Below are 19,939 nucleotides of genomic sequence, written 5' to 3' on the forward strand. Positions count from 1 at the left end.
CCGGCGCGTCGCGGGAAGGGGCGGCCGGACTCAGTGCTCGTCGGCCAGGATGAGGTAGAGCTTCTTGCGGGCGTCGTTGATGACCCCGAGGGCCTTCTCGCGCTGCTCGGGCGTGCCGGTCTTGAAGACCTGGCCGAACGCCTCCATCAGGCCGATCCCGGCCGTCCGGACCTCGTGCATCGCCTCGAAGTCGAACCCGCGGCCCGCCTCGGCCCAGGGGGCCGACGGGCCCGACTCGGCCTCCGTGCGGCCGGCGTCGGTGAGCGTGAACAGCTTCTTTCCGCCATCGCTCTCACTGGTGATCAGGCCCTCGTCCTCCAGCAGTTGGAGGGTCGGGTAGACCGAGCCGGGGCTGGGCTTCCACGCCCCGCCGCTGCGCTCGCCGATCTCCTGGATCATCTCGTAGCCGTGCATCGGCCGGTCGGCGAGCAGCGCCAGGATCGAGGCGCGCACGTCTCCGCGCCGGGCGCGGCCCCGCGGCCCGCCCCGTCCCCCGCGTCCCCCGAAGGGGCCGCCGCCGAACGGAGGTCCGAACGGGCCGAAGGCGGCGCGCCGCCCCATGAACTCCTCCCGACGGTCGGGGCCGCAGTGGCCGTGACCCCGCCCGTGCTCGTGTCCGTGGTCGTGTCCGTGCTGTCCGTGTGAACGCATGACTGCGCTCCTTTCGTCATTCGGTGCTGTGGATGTCGCGTCGACGTCGACGTTCGAGTCGACGCCGATGCGTCGATCGCTGTTGATCGCTTCGTCGGAAGCCACTTCCGGGCTCCGATGTCTCAACTATCACCGACCACTCGCGATGCGTCAACGATATATCGGAAACTTTTCACCGACAGGGCCAGTCACCCCGCATTGGCCTTGGCCGGCGATCAGCGGACCGCCCTACGGTCAAGGGCATGCGCATCCGAATCGTCGACGCCTTCACCGACCGTCCCTTCGCCGGCAACCCCGCCGCGGTTCTGCTCCTGGACGGCGAGTTCCCCTCCGACCACTGGCTCCAGCAGGTCGCGGCCGAGGTCAACCTCTCCGAGACCGCCTTCGCCCGCCCCCTGCCTGCCGGCGGCGACGCCGACTGGGCGCTGCGCTGGTTCACCCCGGCCGCCGAAGTCGACATGTGCGGTCACGCCACCCTGGCCACGGCGCACGTCCTTGCGACGAGCGGCCTCGCGAACGGCCTGATCCGGTTCGGCACGCGCAGCGGCGTACTGACGGCACTGGCCGCCGAGGACGGCCGGATCACCATGGACTTCCCGACGTCCCCCCTCACACCGGTCGAGACACCGGCGGAGGTGGAGCGCGCCCTCGGCGCCGCCGCGCTGTCCGTCCACGACACGGCCGCCCACATCGGCGACCTGGTGGTCGAGCTGGCCGACGAGCGGACCGTACGGGACCTCGCGCCGGACCACGCCGCCCTGCGCGCCTACGCCCGCCGCGGGGTGATCGTCACGGCGGCCGCCGAGGACCCCGCGCGCGGGTACGACTTCGTCTCCCGCGGCTTCTTCCCCGCCGTGGGCATCGACGAGGACCCGGTCACCGGCAGCGCCCACACCGCGCTCGCCCCGTTCTGGGCCGCCCGCCTGGGCCGCACCGAACTGGTGGGCCGCCAGGGCGGGAGGCGCACCGGTCTCGTCGGAGTCCGGCTCGCCGGTGACCGCACGCTCCTGATCGGCGACGCGGTCACGGTCATGGACGGGGAGCTGCGCACCCGCCCCTGACGGTCAACGCACCCGCCCCTGACACTCAGGGCGTCGGCAGCCAGGAGACGTGGCCCGCGAGCAGGGCGTACCCGCCGAAGGCCACGATGTCCAGCAGGGCGTGGGCGACGACCAGGGGGGCCACCCGACCCCAGCGGCGGTAGGCCAACACGAAGACGACGCCCATCGCCACGTTGCCGAGGAAGCCGCCGACGCCCTGGTACAGGTGGTAGGAACCGCGCAGCACCGCGCTGGCCAGCAGCGCCGCCGTCGGGGACCAACCCAGCCCGTCCAGCCGCCGCAGCAGGTAGGCCAGCACGATGACCTCCTCCACCACCGCGTTCTGCACGGCGGAGAGGATCAGCACCGGGAACTTCCACCACACGTCGGGCAGCGCCTCGGGCACCACCGTCAGGTTGAAGCCGGCCGTGCGCGACACGAGGTAGAAGACCAGCCCCGCGCTCCCGATCCCGGCCGCGACGAGCGCGCCCCGGGCCAGGTCCCGGCCCGGCCGGGTGAGGTCGAAGCCGAGCACCCGCAGCCCCGGCGCGCCTTCCCGGGTCAGCAGGTGGGCGACGAGCAGGACGGGAACCAGCGCGGTCGCGATCCCGAACAGCTGCCACGCCAGGTCCAGCCACGGGCGCCCGGGCGCGTAGGAGCCGTTGAGCGTGGCGGCCTGGTGCTTGAGGCCGCCCGGCTTGGTGAGCGAGCCGATGAAACTGATCAGCGCGGAGACCGCGCTCGCGCCCAGGGAGAGCGCGAGCACCAGCAGCGTCTCGGTCCGCAGGTACCCGCGGCCGTCCTCCCGCCGGTCCTCGGCCACCGGCTCCGGCTCCACCCGCACGTGCGACTCCCGTCCCGCCGTCCCGTTGTCCGCCACCCCCATACTGCCTCGTGGGCGGGGCCCGACACGCACCGGACCCGGCGGGTCAGCGGCCGATCGCCGCCGTGGCGTCCACCTCCCGCTCCGGGAGCCCGACCGGCCAGGTGTGCACGGGATCACCCCGGTGCATCAGTTCGCTGTAGCGCCGGGTCGTCGCGGCGAGCGCGGCGTCCCGTTCCAGCCCGCTCGCGAGCGCCCGGTGGTAGGTGTCGACCTGCCAGGTCGCCCCGTTGCACCGGCGCCGGCACCGCTCCTCGATGATCCCGAGGTAGCGGTCCCGGTCGGCCGGGGCGATGCCCCACGCGTCCAGGCCCGCCGCCGCCATCGGCAGCAGCTCGTCCAGTACGAGGCGCACCGCCGGTACGCTCGCCAGGCCCGCGCCCCGGCCCCGGCGCGGCCAGTGCAACCGGGCGTCGATCCCGTACCGGCAGGCCGCGTCGAAGTTGGCCTCCGCCTCCGCGAAGGGGAGCCGGGTCCACACCGGACGCGGCTCGTCCGCGAGCGTCCGTACCAGGCCGTAGTAGAAGGCCGCGTTGGCGACGACGTCGACCACCGTCGGCCCGGCCGGCAACACCCGGTTCTCCACCCGCAGGTGCGGCACGCCCTCGGCGACGCCGTAGACGGGCCGGTTCCACCGGTAGACCGTGCCGTTGTGCAGGACCAGCTCCTGCAGGCTCGGCACGCCGCCCTCGGCCAGCACCCGGAGCGGTTCCTCCTCGTCGCAGATCGGCAGCAGCGCGGGGAAGTAGCGGACGTTCTCCGCGAACAGCTCGTACGCCGACTCCACCCACCGTTCCCCGAACCAGGTCCGCGGTCGCACGCCCTGGGCCTGGAGCTCGGGTGGCCGGGTGTCGGTGGCCTGGGTGAACAGCGGCGGCCGGGACTCCCGCCACAGCTCCCTTCCGAACAGGAACGGGGAGTTGGCGCCGACGGCTATCTGTACGGCGGTCACGGCCTGCGCCGCGTTCCACACGTCGGCGAACCGGGCCGGGGTCACCTGCAAGTGCAGTTGTACGGAGGTGCAGGCCGCTTCCGGCACGATCGAACCGGTGGTCCAGGTGACCCGCTCGACCCCCTCGATGTCGAGGGTGAAGTCCTCCCCCCTCATCATCAGGATCTGCTCGTTCAGCAGCGAGTAGCGGTCCACCGCCGAGAGGTTGGCCAGGGCCAGGTCCGAGCGGGAGATCGTCGGCAGGATGCCGATCATCACGACGCCCGCGTCGATCTCGGCGGCCTGCCGGTTGGCGTAGTGCAGTCCCGCGCTCAGTTCCTCGGCGAGTTGGTCGAAAACGCGGCCCTCCAGGCGGTGCGGGAGTACGTTGACCTCCAGGTTGAACATTCCGAGCTCGGTCTGGAAATCGGGGCTCGCTATCCGCTCCAGGACCTGGGCATTCACCATTTTCGGCAACCCGTCGGCGCCCGCGAGATTCAATTCGATCTCCAGCCCCATCATGTTCTTGGGGCGATCGAACCTCTGCTCTGCCAGAAGTCGCTCCAGACCCTCCAGGCACTCGCGCAGCTTCCTCCGATACCGCTGCCGATCGGACAGGTCGAATCCGCCCGCCACGACCTTCTCCCCCATCGAGGTGTCCCTCCTCAAGTGGCCCGGCCCACAGCATCCAGGCCCGCGTTACGGTCGATGATGCCCCGGCGGCATGATCGCTAACGCTGGGGGGACGCGCCTGGCGGGGAGCGCGCGCCGGTTTGGCGCGAAGGGCGCTTCGGCACATTCACCCGGCAAGTACACCGCAGCAAATTCCGCGTCGACTTTGCCCATTCCGGATAACCGGCGCTTTCCAGCCGAGCCCCCATCCGGTAACCTCCGAGGTCAGCGCTGCATGTTCATGCGGAACCGACATGTACGTCAGGTCAACGGGACCGGTAAACGCCTTGCCGGCAATAGCCGGGACAGCTAGCCGAAACATTGCGTGAACACATGTCGTATAAACTCCGCAAACGAGGCAGAGAGTTGGCGCGCGGCCATTGCCCCACAGCCCACCTCTGACCCCAGAATGCGACAGCGCCGTCCGCACCTTCTCCCGTAGCACCGGTCTCCCAAGTGAGAGGCGACCCACCATGCCGCTGCATGTCCCTCCGGCTCCCGCGCCCGCCTTGCGCAGCGTCCTCGCGGCACTCGGTTCCCCCACCGCCGTCAACGAGGCACACACACCCTCCCTGCGCGCCCTCCAAGGGCCGGTCACCGCGGAACTCCCGCTCCCGGTCCACGTGCTCGACCGGTTGCACGCCTCGGCGCTGGCACCCGGCGGCAGGCCGCCCCGGACGCGGCTGACGGGCTGGCGGTTCCTGATCCGCAGCGGCGACCGGTTCGTCGCGGCCGCCGACACCCGCCTCACCGCGGACGGCTGGGCCTTCTCGCACTTCTTCGAGGGCCCCTACGTCGCCGCGACGGAACGCGCGCTGCGTCAGGCGGAGTCACTCGGCCAGGCCTACCAGCCGCGGCTGCTGTCCGTGCCGGAGCTGTACATGCTGACCCTGTGGCTGCACGGGGCCGTCAACGCGGACGCCTCCGCCGGCCTGCCCGCCGCCGCCGACCTGCTGGTGCCCCTGGCCCCGGCTCCGCCCGGGATCGCCGCCTACCGGCCGCACCCCGTGTCCGAACTGCTGCCCGTGCTGACCCACCGGCTACGGCGCACGGCGCCTCCGACACCCCCGCCGATAGCCGCTCCGGCGGCCTGACCTGCACAGTTCTACCCGTATGGCCCGAGTGGCCCATGTGGTGTAGCCCGCTTGGGCCGGCGGGGAACCACCCCGATCGGCGCGGGAGTTGGCTGAACCGCCCGCACGAGTGATGCGTCATCAATCTATGAGGACAGCTGCCGGGAAATCCCTGCGAAGCAGCCGTCATGGGGGAAGACTGACGACACACTCCCCGCCTGTGCGGGGATGAAACACAGGGGGACGGCCATGAACCACGCATCGAGCCGTAGCACGCAGACCACACCGCAGCGAAAGAACGCATCCATGTGCCAGCACCAGCCTGCCTGCCCGTCATCAGAGTCCGCCGACCGGGAGGCCGCGCGCCCGGTGGCCAACCACCCGGAACAGGGCTGGAGCCTGCTGTGCAACGGCGTCCTGCTCTTCGAGGACACCGGCGAGCTGCTGCCGGACGGTCAGATCATCGCCCCGCACCGCCCGCTCGCGGTCGCGTAGGCGACGCCGCGCACGACAGAGGCCGGTCCCGGAGCGTGTGCTCCGGGACCGGCCCCTTGTCACGTCATCCGGCTACGGCGCCGGCTCAGGCGTCGTACTCGTCCAGCGGCGGGCAGGAGCACACCAGGTTCCGGTCACCGAAGGCACCGTCGATCCGGCGCACCGGCGGCCAGTACTTCTCGGCCGCGGTCACCCCGCCCGGGAAGACGGCCTCGTCACGGCTGTAGGGGTGGTTCCACTCGCCGCCCAGGGCCGCCGCGGTGTGCGGGGAGTTGGCCAGCGGGTTGTCGTCCACCGGCCATTCGCCGCCCGCGACCCGGTCGATCTCGCCGCGGATGGCGATCATCGCGTCGCAGAACCTGTTGATCTCGGCGAGGTCCTCGGACTCCGTCGGTTCGATCATCAGCGTGCCGGCGACCGGGAAGGACATCGTCGGCGCGTGGAAGCCGTAGTCGATCAGGCGCTTGGCGATGTCGTCGACGCTGACGCCCGTCGCCTTCGACAGCGGCCGCAGGTCGATGATGCACTCGTGCGCGACCAGGTTGCCCGGGCCGGTGTAGAGCACCGGGTAGTGCGGCTCCAGGCGCTTGGCGATGTAGTTGGCGCCGAGCACCGCCACCTGGGTGGCGCGCTTGAGACCCTCGCCGCCCATCAGGCGGACGTAGGACCAGGAGATGGGCAGGATGCCCGCCGAACCCCAGGGCGCCGCCGAGATCGGGCCGACGCCCGTCTCGGGCCCGGCGGTCGGCTGGAGCGGGTGGTTGGGCAGGTACGGGGCCAGGTGCGCCCGGACACCGACCGGGCCGACGCCCGGACCGCCGCCACCGTGCGGGATGCAGAAGGTCTTGTGCAGGTTCAGGTGGGAGACGTCGCCGCCGAAGTGGCCCGGCTTGGCCAGACCCACCAGGGCGTTGAGGTTGGCGCCGTCCACGTAGACCTGGCCGCCCGCCTCGTGCACCTGGGCGCAGATGTCGGCGACGTGCTCCTCGAACACACCGTGGGTCGACGGGTAGGTGATCATCAGGACGGCGAGCTCGTCGCGGTACTGCTCGATCTTGGCGCGGAGGTCGGCCGCGTCCACCTCGCCGTCGTCGGCGGTCTTGACGACGACGACCTTCATTCCGGCCATCACGGCGCTGGCGGCGTTCGTGCCGTGCGCGGAGGACGGGATGAGGCAGACGGTGCGCTGCTCGTCGCCGTTCGCGCGGTGGTAGGCGCGGACGGCCAGCAGGCCGGCGAGCTCGCCCTGCGAACCGGCGTTCGGCTGGATCGAGACCTTGTCGTACCCGGTGACCTCGCAGAGACGTTCCTCCAGCTCGGTGATGAGCGTGAGGTAACCCTCGGCCTGCTCCGCCGGGGCGAAGGGGTGCAACTGGCCGAACTCGGGCCAGGTGACCGGCTCCATCTCGGTCGTCGCGTTGAGCTTCATGGTGCAGGAGCCCAGCGGGATCATGCCGCGGTCCAGCGCGTAGTCCTTGTCCGCCAGCTTGCGCAGGTAGCGCAGCATCGCGGTCTCGCTGCGGTGCTGGTGGAACACGGGGTGCGTCAGGTACTGGTCCGAGCGCAGCAGGCCCTCGGGCAGCGCGTCCTCGGTGGTGGCGTCCAGGGCCTCGATGTCCGCGGCGGGACCGGAGACGCCGAAGGCGGCCCAGACGGCCTCGATGTCGGCGCGCAGCGTCGTCTCGTCACAGGAGACGGAGACGTGGTCGGCATCCGCCTGGTAGAGGTTGACCCCACCCTCGCGGGCGGCGGCCACGACCTCGGCGGCCCGCCCCGGGACCCGGGCGGTGATCGTGTCGAAGTACGCGCCGTGCACGACCTCGACCCCGCCGGCCGTCAGGCCCGCGGCGAGCAGGGCGGCGTAGCGGTGGGTCCGGCGGGCGATCGTGCGCAGGCCGTCGGGACCGTGGTAGACGGCGTACATGCCGGCCATCACGGCCAGCAGCACCTGCGCCGTACAGATGTTGCTGGTGGCCTTCTCGCGGCGGATGTGCTGCTCGCGGGTCTGGAGCGCGAGGCGGTACGCCTTGTTGCCGTCCGCGTCCACGGAGACGCCGACGAGGCGGCCGGGGAGCGAACGGGCGTGCTTGGCCTGGACGGCCATGTAGCCGGCGTGCGGTCCGCCGAAGCCCATCGGGACACCGAAGCGCTGCGTGGTGCCGACGGCGATGTCGGCGCCCAGCTCCCCCGGGGAGGTCAGCAGCGTCAGCGCCAGCAGGTCCGCGGAGACGGTGACGATGGCGCCCAACTCGTGCGCCTGGTCGATGACCGGCTTGATCTCCCGCACGGCGCCGGAGGCACCGGGGTACTGGAGCAGCACGCCGAAGACACCACGCTCGGCGATGTCGGCCGGGATGCCCTCGGACAGGTCGGCGACGACGACCTCGACCCCGATCGGCTCGGCGCGGGTCTCGATCACGGCGATGGTCTGGGGCAGGGCGTCGGCGTCGATCAGGAAGACACCGCCCTTGACCTTGCCGACGCGACGGGCCAGGGACATGGCCTCGGCGGCCGCGGTGCCCTCGTCGAGGAGGGAGGCCCCGGAGGTCGGCAGGCCGGTCAGGTCGGCGACGACGGTCTGGAAGTTCAGCAGCGCCTCCAGCCGGCCCTGCGAGATCTCCGGCTGGTACGGCGTGTAGGCCGTGTACCAGGCCGGGTTCTCCATGACGTTGCGCAGGATCACCGGCGGCGTGAAGGTGCCGTAGTAACCGAGGCCGATCATGGAGGAGAGGACCTGGTTGCGGTCGGCGAGCGAGCGGAGCTCGGCCAGCACCTCGGCCTCGGTCCGCGCCTCGGGCAGGTTCAGCGCGGCGGCGGTCTTGATCACATCCGGTACCGCGGCGGCGGTCAGTTCGTCCAGGGAGCCGTAGCCCACCTGGGCGAGCATCTTGGCCTGCGCCTCGGCATCCGGGCCGATGTGGCGCTGCTCGAAGGGGATGCCTCGCTCCAGCTGAGAGAGCGGAATGCGGTTGGCGGTCATGTACGGAGGCCTCCTGGTCGTACGACCTGCGAGGGGCACCACGGCGCGGGCACCCGGACGGCCTCCCCCTCTGTCATCTCAACCTGAGAGCTTCACCGGAGCCGCGGGGATGACCCACGAGATCCGGCTTTCACCGTCGGTGAGGAGCGGAACCGGCACTGCGCGCCCGGTACCCGCCCCTGCTTTCCAGAGTGGCCTCGTCACGTGCGGTACGTATGCCTGAGAGATTCCGGGGAGGATTTGCTCCTTCGGCGCCTCCGTCGTACTCACTCGGAGGACTCTCCCGCACAGGGTCAACAGCCATCCCCCAGCCTACCAGCGAGGATCTGGAAGCTCCCTCGAGTGGCCCCCCGTGCGGATATGCCCTTCTGTAGTCATTACGGAGGAGTTGCGACCAATCGGAGGCGGACCGTGCAGACCGACATCGACCCCCGCAGTCTCATCGGCCGCAAGGCGTTCGACCGCAACGGCGCCAAGATCGGCACCGTGGACGAGGTCTACCTCGACGACGCCACCGGCGTACCGGAGTGGGCCGCCGTCCGGACGGGCCTGTTCGGTCGGGACGCCTTCGTCCCCCTGGAGCCCAGCGAGGTGGTCGACGACACCCTCCGGGTGCCCTTCGAACGCTCCCTCATCAAAGACGCCCCGGACTTCGGTGTCGGCCGGCACCTCTCCCCGGAGCAGGAGCTCCAGCTCTACCACCACTACGGGTTGGACGTGACCCTCCCGACGGACCTCCACCGCCCGCCCCCGAACCAGCCCCGGGACTTCGGCAGCCTGGCCGGCGAGGGCTAACCGCCACCCCGTGGGCCTTCCTCCGGCGGCTCCTCCTCCCGCGCGACCTCCCCTACGAGCGGAAGCGGCTCGGACGGTTCCAGCTCGGGGTCGTCCAGCCGGAAGGTCCGCACCCGCCCCGGCGGCGACCCGGGCCCTTCGAAGCGCACGGTGACCCGACCGACCCCGCTGCCCTGGACCCAGCCCGGGCCGTACACCGCGTGCCGGACGTCGCTGCCGGCCGGCCAGTGGCGTTCGGCGGCCGGCTCGGGCTGCCGCGCGCCGCCGACGACGGACGCGAGTGCCCCCGTCCCCGCCACTGCTCCCGCCGCAGCCGTCTCATCCGGCCCAGGCGCCCCGCCCGACCCTGTGGCCACGCCGTCCCCTACCGCGCCCTCCCGCACCGCCTGGCCCGGGGCGGTGCCGTCCGCACGCGCCGGCGGGTCATCCCCCGCGACCGCCGCGTCGGCCAACGCGTCCGCCTGCGCGAACAGGTCCTCCTGGGTGTAGTCGGCCAGCCCCGTCACCCCGACGCCCAGCAGCCGGACCCCGCCCGTGGTGTCCACGGCCTCCAGCAACCGCGCGGCGGCCTCCCGCACCACCGCCGGGTCGTCGGTCGGGCCCCGCAGGGTCTCGGAGCGGGTCAGCGTCGAGAAGTCGTAGCGCCGCACCTTCAGCACGATGGTGCGGCCGGAGTGTCCCGAGCCCCGCAGCCGCCCCACACAGCGGTCTGCGAGCCGCTGCACCTCGTACCGGATGCGCACCCGGTCGTGCAGGTCCACGTCGAAGGTGTCCTCCACGGACACCGACTTCGCGTCCCGCTCGGCGACCACGGGCCGGTCGTCCAGGCCCAGCGCCATCCGGTACAGCCCCGCGCCGTGGGCCCGCCCCACCATCCGCACCAGTTCGTCCTCCCCCGCCTCGGCCAGGTCCCCGACCGTGGTGATCCCGGCCCGCCGCAGGTGCTCCCCGGTGGCCGGCCCCACACCCGGCAGCGTCCGTACCGACATCGGCGCGAGCAGTTCGCGCTCGGTTCCCGGCTCGATCAGCAGCAGCCCGGCCGGCTTGGCCTCCTCCGAGGCGATCTTGGCCAACATCTTCGACCCGGCCAGACCCACGGAACCGCTGAGCCCGGTGGCGGCCATGATGTCGGCGCGCAGCCGCTCCCCCGTGGCCCGGGCGGTCCGGGCGTCGAAGGCCACCCCGCCCGCCTCCAGGTCCACGAAGGCCTCGTCGAGGCTGAGCGGCTCCACCAGTGGTGAGAGCTCCCGCAGCAGCGCCATGACGGTGTCGCTGACGGCGCGGTACAGGGTGAAGCGGGGGATCAGGTAGGCGCCGTTCGGACACAGCCGCCTGGCCTGCGCCGTCGGCATCGCGGAATGCACCCCGAAGCGCCTGGCCTCGTAGGAGGCGGTGGCGACGACCCCCCGGGGCCCGAGGCCGCCGACGATGACCGGCTTTCCGCGCAGGCTCGGCTTCGACGCCTGCTCCACGGCGGCGTAGAAGGCGTCCATGTCCAGGTGGAGGATGGTCGGCGCGGATCTCACGGCTCCGATGCTCCCCTACGCCACTGACAACGCCGTCCGGGGCCCCGGACGGCGCGCGGCGCGTCAGACGGCCCGGTTGCGGCGCGCGGCCAGTTCGTCCCTCGGGTTGTGGCCGACCAGCGTCTCGCCGGTGTCGATCCGTTCCCCGTGGAGTTGCGACAGCGCGTTCTCGACGTCGCGCCACACCACGCCCACCGCGATGCCGAAGACGCCCTGCCCTCCCTGGAGCAGGCTCACGACCTGGTCCGGCGAGGTGCACTCGTACACGGAGGCGCCGTCGCTCATCAGCGTCATCCGCTCCAGGTCCGAGAAACCTCGCTCGCGCAGGTGCTGCACCGCGGTGCGGATGTTCTGCAACGCCACCCCGGTGTCCAGGAAGCGCTTCACGATCTTGAGGACCACCACGTCGCGGAAGCTGTACAGCCGCTGCGTCCCCGAACCGTGGGCGGGGCGCACGCTCGGCTCCACCAGACCCGTCCGCGCCCAGTAGTCGAGCTGCCGGTAGGTGATGCCGGCGGCGGCGCACGCCGTCGGCCCTCGGTAGCCCACCTGTTCGGGCGCCGGGGCCTCGCCACCCGGTGCGGCCGGCACCGGTTCCGGCTGACGGCGCGCACTGCCCGCCGCACCACCGTGCAGCGGGTACGGCCCGCCGCCACTCCGTGCGGGGATGCCCCCGGTCATGCCGTCGCCCGTGATGCTCACGCCGACCCTCCGTCCTTGACCTGCCCACCTCGAAGGTAGGCAGTCACCAGGGGTGCGTCAACGATCGCCACACTCGGCACGCCGAGTGATAATCACCCTGAGAGTGGTTTCCCGTGCCCCTTATCGGGGAAAGGCTAACCGAATGGGCTGAATGTCCCTGGTGAGGTGGCTTGTCCGCCGCTCACTGGGGGCCGGTGCCGAAGTCCTCGGGCGAGATCTGGTCGAGGAACTCGCGGAACTTCTCCACCTCGTCCTCCTGCTCGTCCGGAATGGCGATGCCGGCGTCGTCCAGCACGCCGTCACTGCCGTAGATCGGCGTCCCCGTCCGCAGGGCGAGCGCTATCGCGTCGGAAGGCCGTGCGCTCACCTCGACCCCGCTCGCGAAGACGAGCTCCGCGTAGAAGACGCCCTCCCGCAGATCCGTGATCCGGACCTCGGTGAGCTCCTCGCCGACCGCCTCCAGCACGTCCTTGAACAGGTCGTGCGTCAGCGGCCGGGCAGGGGCCATCCCCTGCTGCGCGAAGGCAATGGCGGTCGCCTCCCCAGGACCGATCCAGATGGGGAGGTACCGATCGCCTCCCACTTCGCGCAGGAGCACGATCGGTTGGTTCGAGGGCATTTCCACCCGGACACCCACAACGTCGAGCTCGTTCACACAGCAACCCTAGGACGTGCCCGACCGGTTTGGGTAGTCGGGCTCTTTCCGGTCAACGCGGACGGACCCCGAGAGCGGTCTGCACGAGAGCCTCGTGCAGCCGTACGGAAAGCCCCGCCAGCTCCTTCATAGTGGCCTCGGCATGGGCCCTGGTCTGCGGGTTGCGGTGCCGGCGCAAAGGGGAGACGACCTGCTCCACCAGTCCGGCCTCGCGGTCCGCCGCCGCCTTCATCGCCCGCAGGTGCCGCGGCTCCAGTCCGAAACGGCCGAGATCGGCGATCAGCCGGGCCACGGTGACCACCTCGGCCTCGAACCCGCCGTCCGGCGCCTCCCCGAGCAGGCCGTACGACTCCCACTCGGCCAACTGCTCCTCGTCCACCTCCGCGGCGGCCAGCAGCTCCGCCCGACCCACCCTGGCCGCCGTCGGCCGCTCGCGGCCCACTTCGCCGTAGACGGCCGCCGGACCGGTGACGGTCCCGCCACCCGGGTCCCGGGGCGCCGTGGGGGCCGGGATTCGGATCTGCTCACCGCGGTCGAGCGCGTCGAGCTGCTCCCGGATGACTTTCAGCGGCAGGTAGTGATCGCGCTGGAGGCGCAGGATCCGGCCCAGACGCTCGACGTCGTCGGTGCTGAACTTGCGGTATCCGGAGGGTGTGCGTCTGGGCTCGACCAGCCCTTCAGCCTCTAGGAAGCGGATCTTGGAGATGGTGACGTCGGGGAACTCGTCGCGCAGCATGGTCAGCACCGTGCCGATGCTCACCAACCGCCCGGCGGTCCCGGCGGTGCCGTTCTTCACGGCGCCGCCGGTCGGGGTACGCAGCATGGGACCTTCCCTGTCGGTCCCCTGGGGGCACCCGCCGGCGCGGGCCGGAGGGTGTCCCGGGGAGGTCAGATGCCTCGCAGGCTCGCGTAGAAGACCAGCCGGTACTTGCCGATCTGCACCTCGTCGCCGTTGTGCAGGGCGACCGAGTCGATCGGCTCACGGTTGACGTACGTGCCGTTGAGACTGCCCACGTCGGAGACGGTGAACCCGCCCTCCTGGCCCCTGCGGAACTCGACGTGCCGCCGGGAGACGGTGACGTCGTCCAGGAAGATGTCGCTCTGCGGGTGCCGGCCCGCCGTGGTCAGTTCGCCGTCCAACAGGAAGCGGCTGCCGGAGTTGGGGCCGCGCCGCACGATCAGCAGGGCGGAACCCGGGGGCAGGGCTTCCACCGCGGCCTGGGCCTCGGGGGAAAGCGAGGACGGTACGTGCCCCGCCGCCTCGGCCTCGTAGGCCTCCAGGCCCGAGATCGAGATGGTGGACGTGGTCTCCGAGGCACGCTCCGGCGTCAGACCCGCCCGCAGCGGCGCCCCGCAGTTCGAGCAGAACCGGCTGGCCGCATCGCTGCGGTGCCCGCACCTGCTGCAAACCTGCTCGGCCGACATGGACGGCTCCTCGCGCCGCGGCTGCCCCGCGGAGGCATTGGTGGCATACGGGTCGGAGGTAAACCCTCCACCCGCACTTGAGGTTGATGGGTCACCGAAACCTATGCGTCCGGAACCGGCAGGGTCAACAGTCGACGCGCCCGGAGTGCCCGGAATGTCACCTCCGCCCGCGACCTCGTCACGGAAGAGGGGGCGGTCGCCCTGACCTTCCGCGTCTGCGTTCCCCGCACGGTGTCGTGCACCGCTTTCCTCACGGTTCTTCTTGCCGAACAACTTCTCAAACAACTTCACGGGCGATTCCCCTTGACCGAAACAGACCCGCCCGTGGGGCAGGACGAACTCCGCATGCACACACCTGCCGACCCGGACATTCTCACAACGTCCGTAACCACCAGACAGTTTCCACCACGCACCGCGACTTCGGCGCCTCGACCCCCCGCAGGCATCCGCCCACGTGAGCCGCTCCACACTCCGCCACGCTTCACGACGATGACGACCGAGCGTAGTCAGGCTGCTTCGCAGCCCGCAAGGCGTCCACAACGATCTTCGCCGACCGTGTGACGGAGACCGTGGCCTGCTCCTTCTCCAGCGTCTGCACCACACCGCCGGGGATGTTGAGCGCGGGCTCCAGGTCCTGGGGCTTGCCGATCACCCTGAACTCGTAGGGTTGTGTGATCTTCTTACCGTCGATCCCGACCCCACCGCCCTCGTCCGAGAAGAACGAGCTCGCCACGACCCGGACGCCGTTGATCTGGATCGCCTCGGCACCGGCCGCACGCAGCTCCTGGAGGGTGTCCAGCAGCTGATCGGACTGCACCTGACCCTTGGGGTCGGCGATCCGCAGCGTGATGCCCGGGCCCTGTGCGGCCACCGTACCGGCCAGGATGCCCAGTTGGCGTTCCTTCTCCACGGTCTGCTTGCGCGCCTCCTCCGCCTGGTTGGAACTGCTCTCCAACTCCTTGCGCTGGTCGTCCAGCTTCTGCTTCTCGTCCTCCAGCCGCTTGGTGCGCCCGTCCAGCTCGTCGAGGATCCGTACGAGGTCCTCCTGGCGGGCACCGCGCAGCGGCGCGCCCGCGTCGCTGTTGGACCGCACCTGGATGGCCAGACCGAGCCCCAGCACGAACAACAGCAGCGCGACCACCAGTTGTGCCCGGCTCAGCCGCGGCGGCCACAGACCGGCGGCGAGCCGCCGGCGGCCACTCTCCTGCGGGGCCCCGGCCGCTGCCGGCGTCCCCTCTCCAAGAGGCATTTCCGGAACATTCGGTTCCTCGGGCGGGGTGTCATTCGTACTCATCGGCCTCACGCCCGGAACACGTGCCGGCGGATGGCCGCCGCGTTGGAGAAGATGCGGATGCCGAGCACGACGACCACACCGGTCGACAGCTGCGAGCCGACGCCCAGCTTGTCCCCGAGGAAGACGATCAGCGCGGCGACCACCACGTTCGACAGGAACGACACCACGAACACCTTGTCCACGAAGATGCCGTCCAGCATCGCGCGCAGACCGCCGAAGACCGCGTCGAGCGCCGCCACCACGGCGATCGGCAGATAAGGCTCGACCACGGCCGGCACTTCGGGCCGGACCAGAAGTCCGACCACCACTCCGGCCACGAGGCCCAGTACCGCGATCACGATGCACCCTTCTTCGGCTGTCCTGCTGTGGCTGTACGTACGGTGAGGCTCGACGCCGCCTGGAGGCGGAGGTCGTCCACCGGGGAGAGGGTGTAGCGGATCCCGTAGCTCTCCTGGAGGACGTGCAGGTACTGGCCGCCCTCCGAGTCCTGGAACCGCGTGCCCAACCGCTTGGGATCGCCCACGGCGAGAACCTCGTACGGCGGCACCAGCGGCCTGTTGTCGACCAGTATCGCGTCACCGGCGGCCCTGATCGCGGACAGCGCCGTCAACCGCTGCCCGTTGATCGAGATCGCCTCGGCCCCCGACTGCCAGAGCCCGTTGACGATCTTCTGCATGTCCCGGTCCCGCAACCGCCCGGTGTCCGAGAACCCCTTGCTCTCGCGCGGGCCCCCACCACCGCCCGGCGAGGACCCCTTGGCGTCGTCCACCACCAGCTTCACACCGGGTCCGCGCACGTCGGTCGCCCCGGACAGCAACGCCACGGGACCGCCCTGGTCCCCGCCCACCTGCTTGAGCGCGGCCTGCTGGCGGTCGGCGACCTCCGTGCGCAGCCGCTCGATGTCGCCCTCCAGCGCGTCCGCGTGCGTGTTGGCCCGGTCCACGCGGTCGATGAGCTCCTGACGCTCCTTGGCCAGGACCGGCGCCGCCACCCGCGCCTGGGCCGCGCCCAGGGTGACCACCATCGCGGCGAGCACGAGCCCGCCCGCGAGCGCCAGCTTCGCCTTGAGCGTGCGCGGGAGCCCGGAAGTGCCGTCCGCCTCGCGCCGCGCCGAGGCCTCCGCATAGCCCTCGTCGAGACTGTGGTCCATCACGTGCGTCAGCAGCGACATGGAAGCGTCCGGACGCGCGGGCCGGGTGACCGAACTCCGGTTGTTGTGCGGCTGCGACATGCCGCTCATCGTCGCATGGCGCCCCCGCCGACACCGAATGCGCCGTCCGGCGACCGGGACAGGGGAGGGAAAGCCCCCCGTCCCGGCCACCGGACGGCGCTCACGTCGGGCGGCGCGGCGGCCGTCAGTGCTCGCCGGCGTCCACCACCGCGGCCCACTCGTCCAGCAGGGCCTGCGCGGACGCGTCGTCGGGCCCCTCGGCCCACAGGTGCGTCACCGCCTCCGCCGGGTCCGGCAGCACCAGCGCCCACCGGCCGTCGGCCTCGACCACCCGCACCCCGTCGGTGGTGTCCACCTGCCGGTCGCCCGCCGCCTCCACGACGCGTCGCATGACGAGCCCCTTGACCGCCCACGGCGTCGGCACGTCCCGCTTGAGGACGTGCGCCCGCGGGATGCGCGCGTCGATCTGGCTCAGCGTGAGCTGCGTACGCGCCACCAGTCCGATCAACTGGACGAACGCGGCCGAGCCGTCGAAGACGCTGCTGAACTCCGGCACGATGAACCCGCCGCGGCCGTCACCGCCGAAGATGGTGCTCTCCGCCCGACCGACCCTGGTCAGGTCGTCGGGAGAGGTCGTCGTCCACTCCACCTGGGTGCCGTGATACGCCGCGACCTGCTCGGCGACACGGGTGGTGGTCACCGGCAGCGCCACCTTGCCGCTGCGCTTCTCCGCCGCGACGAGGTCGAGCAGCACCAGGAGCGCCCGGTCGTCCTCGATGATCCGCCCGCGCTCGTCCACCAGCGAGATCCGCTCGCCCACCGGGTCGAAGCGCACCCCGAAGGCCGCCCGCGAGGAGGCCACGATCTCGCCCAGCCGCACCAGACCGGCCCGCCGGGACTCCCGGGTCTCCGTCGGACGGGACTCGTCGAGTCCGGGATTGACGGTCAGGGCGTCCACCCCGAGCCGGCCCAACAGGCTGGGCAGAACGAGCCCCGCACTGCCGTTCGAGGCGTCCACGACCACCTTGAGCCCGGAATCGGCCACCCCGGTGATGTCCACCCGCCGGAGCAACGAACCCGTGTAGGCGTCGAAGACGCTGCCCGGGAACTGCAGGTCGCCGATCTCACCGGGGAACGCGCGCCGGTACTCCTGGCGGGCGTACACGCGGTCCAGCTTGCGCTGCTGCTGGAGGGAAAGGTCCGCGCCGCGCTCGTCGAGGAACATGATGTCCACCGAGTCCGGCACCCCGGGCGAGGTGCGCAGCACGATGCCACCGGCGCTGCCTCTCGCGGTCTGCTGGCGCGCGACGGGCAACGGTACGTTCTCCAGGTCGCGGACATTGATCGCGCTGGCCTGGAGTGCGGAGATCACGGCGCGCTTGAGCGCTCGCGCACCACGGGAATGGTCACGGGCAGTGGTGACCGTGGCGCCCTTCTTGAGGGTCGTCGCGTAGGCACCGGCCAGCCGCACCACCAGCTCGGGGGTGATCTCGACGTTCAGGATGCCGGTGACGCCCCGGGCACCGAACAGGTGGGCCTGTCCGCGCGACTCCCAGATGACGGAGGTGTTGACGAAGGCGCCGGCCTCGATCGTCTTGAAGGGGTAGACGCGCACGTTCCCCTGGACGATCGATTCCTCGCCGACGAGGCACTCGTCACCGATGACGGCGCCGTCCTCGATCCTGGCGGACCGCATGATGTCGGTGTTCTTGCCGATCACGCAGCCGCGGAGGTTGCTGTGGGGCCCGACGTACACGTTGTCGTGCACCACGGCCTTGTGGAGGAAGGCCCCGCTCTTGACGACGACGTTCGACCCGACGACCGTGTGCTCGCGGATCTCGGCGCCGGCCTCGACCTTCGCGTAGTCGCCGACGTACAACGGCCCGCGGAGCACCGCTTCGGGGCTCACCTCGGCGCCTTCGGCGATCCACACGCCGGGAGAGATCTCGAAGCCGTCCATGTCGACCTGGACCTTGCCTTCGAGCACGTCGGCCTGGGCCTTGACGTAGCTCTCGTGCGTGCCGACGTCCTCCCAGTAGCCCTCGGCCACGTAGCCGTAGATCGGCCGGCCTTCCTTCATCAGCTGCGGGAAGACGTCGCCGGACCAGTCGACCGAGACGTCCGCCTTGACGTAGTCGAAGATCTCCGGCTCCATCACGTAGATGCCGGTGTTGATCGTGTCCGAGAAGACCTGCCCCCACGTGGGCTTCTCCAGGAAGCGCTCGACCTTGCCCTCCTCGTCCACGATGGTGATGCCGAATTCCAGCGGATTCGGCACCCGAGTCAGACAGACGGTGACGAGGCCGCCCTTCTCCTTGTGGAAGCGGATCAGATCGGTGAGGTCGAAGTCGGTGAGCGCATCGCCGGAGATGACGAGGAAGGTGTCGTCCTTCAACGCGTCTTCGGCGTTCTTCACGCTGCCGGCGGTCCCGAGTGGCTTCTCCTCGTTGGCATAGGTGAGCTCCATCCCGAGCTCCTCGCCGTCACCGAAGTAGTTCTTGACGAGCGACGCCAGGAACTGAACGGTCACGACGGTCTCATTGAGCCCATGCCGCTTGAGCAGCCTGAGCACGTGCTCCATGATCGGCCGGTTCGCCACCGGCAGGAGCGGCTTGGGCATGCTCGAGGTCATGGGGCGAAGACGCGTGCCTTCGCCACCGGCCATCACGACGGCCTTCATGTCGGAAGAGTCCTCCTTGAGAGATGACGGTCAAGCCGACCTCACCCGTCTCGGACGGTGACTCCGCAACTCCTCCGCGTGTACCGGCGTCGAGCAAGCTCAATCGGCCGTGGCATCCGCCTTGACCAGCCGGCGGACTTGCACCACGTAAAGGATTCCTGCCCACCAATAGAGGGTTGTACCCCATCCGGCGAACGCCCATCCGAAAACTGACGCCATCCAGGCCAACGAGCCGTCGCCATCACTGAGCAGCAGCAAGGGGAAGGCGTACATCAGGTTGAAGGTCGCGGCCTTGCCCAGGAAGTTGACCTGCGGCGGCGGATAGCCGTGTCGACGCAGGATCCACACCATGACCAGCAGCATCAGCTCACGGGCCAGCAGGGCGGCGGTGAGCCAGAGCGGCAGAATCCCGCGCCAGGTCAGGCCGAAGAGCGTCGTCAGGATGTACAGCCGGTCCGCCGCGGGGTCCAGCAGCCGACCGAGATTGCTGATCTGATTCCAACGGCGCGCGAGTTTCCCGTCGAGGTAATCGCTGATGCCGCTGAGCATGAGGACGAGGAGTGCCCATCCGTCGTGCTTCGCCAGGATCAGCCAGAGGAACAGTGGTACGCCGACGAGGCGAGCCATGCTCAGGATGTTCGGAATGGTGAAAATTCGGTCAGTCTGAACCCGAGTCTCCTGGACCTCCACCCGGGGGCCTCCACTGTGACGGTAGAACTAGGCGAACGATGCACACTGACCCTACAGGAGACCTCGACGGGCCCTGAACGCGGAAAAGCCCCGCACCGAACCCGGTAAGGGGCTGGTGCGGGGCTTTCCCACAATGATTGTTCGGCGGTGTCCTACTCTCCCACAGGGTCCCCCCTGCAGTACCATCGGCGCTGAAAGGCTTAGCTTCCGGGTTCGGAATGTAACCGGGCGTTTCCCTAACGCTATGACCACCGAAACACTATGAAGATGTCAACC

18 protein-coding genes, 1 rRNA gene and 1 riboswitch are annotated in these 19,939 nt (G+C 70.5%); of the genes, 4 read left to right on the top strand and 15 right to left on the bottom strand.

The window, feature by feature from the left end; all coding sequences use genetic code 11:
- Window positions 1–30: 30 nt before the first annotated feature.
- Window positions 31–651: a PadR family transcriptional regulator gene (locus tag E6R62_RS36445; RefSeq protein ID WP_136217747.1), complete on the bottom strand. Its 621-nt coding sequence runs from the start codon at window positions 649–651 to the stop codon at window positions 31–33.
- Window positions 652–893: 242 nt separating this feature from the next.
- Between E6R62_RS36445 and E6R62_RS36450 the strand changes: the two genes are divergently transcribed.
- The gene (locus E6R62_RS36450; protein ID WP_136217748.1) at window positions 894–1,712 is read left to right on the top strand and encodes a PhzF family phenazine biosynthesis protein; all 819 of its coding nucleotides are present in this window, start codon (window positions 894–896) and stop codon (window positions 1,710–1,712) included.
- A gap of 25 nt (window positions 1,713–1,737) precedes the next feature.
- On the opposite strand, the gene E6R62_RS36455 is transcribed toward E6R62_RS36450, so the two are convergent.
- Together E6R62_RS36455 and E6R62_RS36460 are read right to left on the bottom strand one after the other, a co-directional pair.
- Window positions 1,738–2,514, bottom strand: coding sequence for a CPBP family intramembrane glutamic endopeptidase (locus tag E6R62_RS36455; RefSeq protein WP_240802110.1), 777 nt, complete (start codon window positions 2,512–2,514; stop codon window positions 1,738–1,740).
- A 106-nt stretch (window positions 2,515–2,620) separates the two neighbouring features.
- Entirely contained in the window at window positions 2,621–4,156 is a 1,536-nt protein-coding gene (locus E6R62_RS36460) for a glutamate-cysteine ligase family protein (RefSeq protein ID WP_136217750.1), read from the bottom strand.
- A 494-nt stretch (window positions 4,157–4,650) separates the two neighbouring features.
- Here E6R62_RS36460 and E6R62_RS36465 point away from each other — a divergent pair, with 494 nt between their 5' ends.
- Window positions 4,651–5,271, top strand: coding sequence for a hypothetical protein (locus E6R62_RS36465; protein ID WP_136217751.1), 621 nt, complete (start codon window positions 4,651–4,653; stop codon window positions 5,269–5,271).
- A gap of 285 nt (window positions 5,272–5,556) precedes the next feature.
- Window positions 5,557–5,745 carry a DUF5999 family protein gene (locus E6R62_RS36470; protein ID WP_030236602.1) on the top strand — a complete coding sequence of 63 codons (189 nt, stop codon included), beginning with the start codon at window positions 5,557–5,559 and terminating at the stop codon, window positions 5,743–5,745.
- 85 nt (window positions 5,746–5,830) lie between these two features.
- On the opposite strand, the gene gcvP is transcribed toward E6R62_RS36470, so the two are convergent.
- Complete coding sequence (gcvP, locus tag E6R62_RS36475) at window positions 5,831–8,725, bottom strand: aminomethyl-transferring glycine dehydrogenase (RefSeq protein ID WP_136217753.1); 2,895 nt, start codon at window positions 8,723–8,725, stop codon at window positions 5,831–5,833.
- Window positions 8,726–8,922: 197 nt separating this feature from the next.
- Window positions 8,923–9,021, bottom strand: a riboswitch (glycine riboswitch).
- A gap of 115 nt (window positions 9,022–9,136) precedes the next feature.
- Here gcvP and E6R62_RS36480 point away from each other — a divergent pair.
- Entirely contained in the window at window positions 9,137–9,520 is a 384-nt protein-coding gene (locus tag E6R62_RS36480; RefSeq protein WP_136217754.1) for a PRC-barrel domain-containing protein, read from the top strand.
- Here E6R62_RS36480 and E6R62_RS36485 read toward each other — a convergent pair.
- From E6R62_RS36485 to rrf, 11 genes are all read right to left on the bottom strand, one after another.
- A complete protein-coding gene (locus tag E6R62_RS36485) occupies window positions 9,517–11,046 on the bottom strand; it encodes a DNA polymerase IV (RefSeq protein ID WP_136217755.1) in 1,530 nt (509 codons plus the stop codon). The genes E6R62_RS36480 and E6R62_RS36485 overlap by 4 nt on opposite strands.
- Before the next feature lie 63 nt (window positions 11,047–11,109).
- A complete protein-coding gene (locus E6R62_RS36490; protein WP_206308959.1) occupies window positions 11,110–11,748 on the bottom strand; it encodes a MerR family transcriptional regulator in 639 nt (212 codons plus the stop codon).
- A 181-nt stretch (window positions 11,749–11,929) separates the two neighbouring features.
- On the bottom strand, window positions 11,930–12,403 hold the full coding sequence (locus E6R62_RS36495; RefSeq protein ID WP_007262890.1) for a bifunctional nuclease family protein: 474 nt from the start codon (window positions 12,401–12,403) through the stop codon (window positions 11,930–11,932).
- 52 nt (window positions 12,404–12,455) lie between these two features.
- The gene (locus E6R62_RS36500) at window positions 12,456–13,226 is read right to left on the bottom strand and encodes a MerR family transcriptional regulator (protein WP_136217756.1); all 771 of its coding nucleotides are present in this window, start codon (window positions 13,224–13,226) and stop codon (window positions 12,456–12,458) included.
- A 65-nt stretch (window positions 13,227–13,291) separates the two neighbouring features.
- The gene (locus tag E6R62_RS36505; RefSeq protein ID WP_168714299.1) at window positions 13,292–14,227 is read right to left on the bottom strand and encodes an FHA domain-containing protein; all 936 of its coding nucleotides are present in this window, start codon (window positions 14,225–14,227) and stop codon (window positions 13,292–13,294) included.
- Window positions 14,228–14,309: 82 nt separating this feature from the next.
- A complete protein-coding gene (locus E6R62_RS36510) occupies window positions 14,310–15,077 on the bottom strand; it encodes a DUF881 domain-containing protein (RefSeq protein ID WP_240802109.1) in 768 nt (255 codons plus the stop codon).
- A gap of 50 nt (window positions 15,078–15,127) precedes the next feature.
- Window positions 15,128–15,460, bottom strand: a complete 333-nt coding sequence (locus E6R62_RS36515) for a small basic family protein (protein ID WP_030158423.1) — start codon at window positions 15,458–15,460, stop codon at window positions 15,128–15,130.
- Window positions 15,457–16,362, bottom strand: a complete 906-nt coding sequence (locus E6R62_RS36520; RefSeq protein ID WP_136217759.1) for a DUF881 domain-containing protein — start codon at window positions 16,360–16,362, stop codon at window positions 15,457–15,459. Before E6R62_RS36520 ends, E6R62_RS36515 begins: the two co-directional genes overlap by 4 nt.
- A 115-nt stretch (window positions 16,363–16,477) precedes the next feature.
- Window positions 16,478–18,973: a mannose-1-phosphate guanyltransferase gene (locus E6R62_RS36525; protein ID WP_136217760.1), complete on the bottom strand. Its 2,496-nt coding sequence runs from the start codon at window positions 18,971–18,973 to the stop codon at window positions 16,478–16,480.
- A gap of 99 nt (window positions 18,974–19,072) precedes the next feature.
- On the bottom strand, window positions 19,073–19,663 hold the full coding sequence (locus E6R62_RS36530; protein ID WP_136217761.1) for a CDP-alcohol phosphatidyltransferase family protein: 591 nt from the start codon (window positions 19,661–19,663) through the stop codon (window positions 19,073–19,075).
- A gap of 139 nt (window positions 19,664–19,802) precedes the next feature.
- A 5S ribosomal RNA gene (gene rrf / locus E6R62_RS36535) occupies window positions 19,803–19,919 on the bottom strand.
- Window positions 19,920–19,939 lie beyond the last annotated feature (20 nt).

This window comes from Streptomyces sp. A1136, assembly GCF_004795055.1.
Taxonomy (GTDB): Bacteria; Actinomycetota; Actinomycetes; order Streptomycetales; family Streptomycetaceae; genus Streptomyces.

Excerpts from the sequence above, each read along its gene's own strand:
- E6R62_RS36465 (WP_136217751.1), top strand. The coding sequence starts at position 4,651 with ATGCCGCTGCATGTCCCTCCGGCTCCCGCGCCCGCCTTGCGCAGCGTC.
- E6R62_RS36445 (WP_136217747.1), bottom strand. The coding sequence starts at position 651 with ATGCGTTCACACGGACAGCACGGACACGACCACGGACACGAGCACGGG.
- gcvP (WP_136217753.1), bottom strand. The coding sequence starts at position 8,725 with ATGACCGCCAACCGCATTCCGCTCTCTCAGCTGGAGCGAGGCATCCCC.
- E6R62_RS36470 (WP_030236602.1), top strand. The coding sequence starts at position 5,557 with ATGTGCCAGCACCAGCCTGCCTGCCCGTCATCAGAGTCCGCCGACCGG.
- E6R62_RS36510 (WP_240802109.1), bottom strand. The coding sequence starts at position 15,077 with ATGCCTCTTGGAGAGGGGACGCCGGCAGCGGCCGGGGCCCCGCAGGAG.
- E6R62_RS36500 (WP_136217756.1), bottom strand. The coding sequence starts at position 13,226 with ATGCTGCGTACCCCGACCGGCGGCGCCGTGAAGAACGGCACCGCCGGG.
- E6R62_RS36520 (WP_136217759.1), bottom strand. The coding sequence starts at position 16,362 with ATGAGCGGCATGTCGCAGCCGCACAACAACCGGAGTTCGGTCACCCGG.
- E6R62_RS36450 (WP_136217748.1), top strand. The coding sequence starts at position 894 with ATGCGCATCCGAATCGTCGACGCCTTCACCGACCGTCCCTTCGCCGGC.
- E6R62_RS36460 (WP_136217750.1), bottom strand. The coding sequence starts at position 4,156 with ATGGGGGAGAAGGTCGTGGCGGGCGGATTCGACCTGTCCGATCGGCAG.
- E6R62_RS36525 (WP_136217760.1), bottom strand. The coding sequence starts at position 18,973 with ATGAAGGCCGTCGTGATGGCCGGTGGCGAAGGCACGCGTCTTCGCCCC.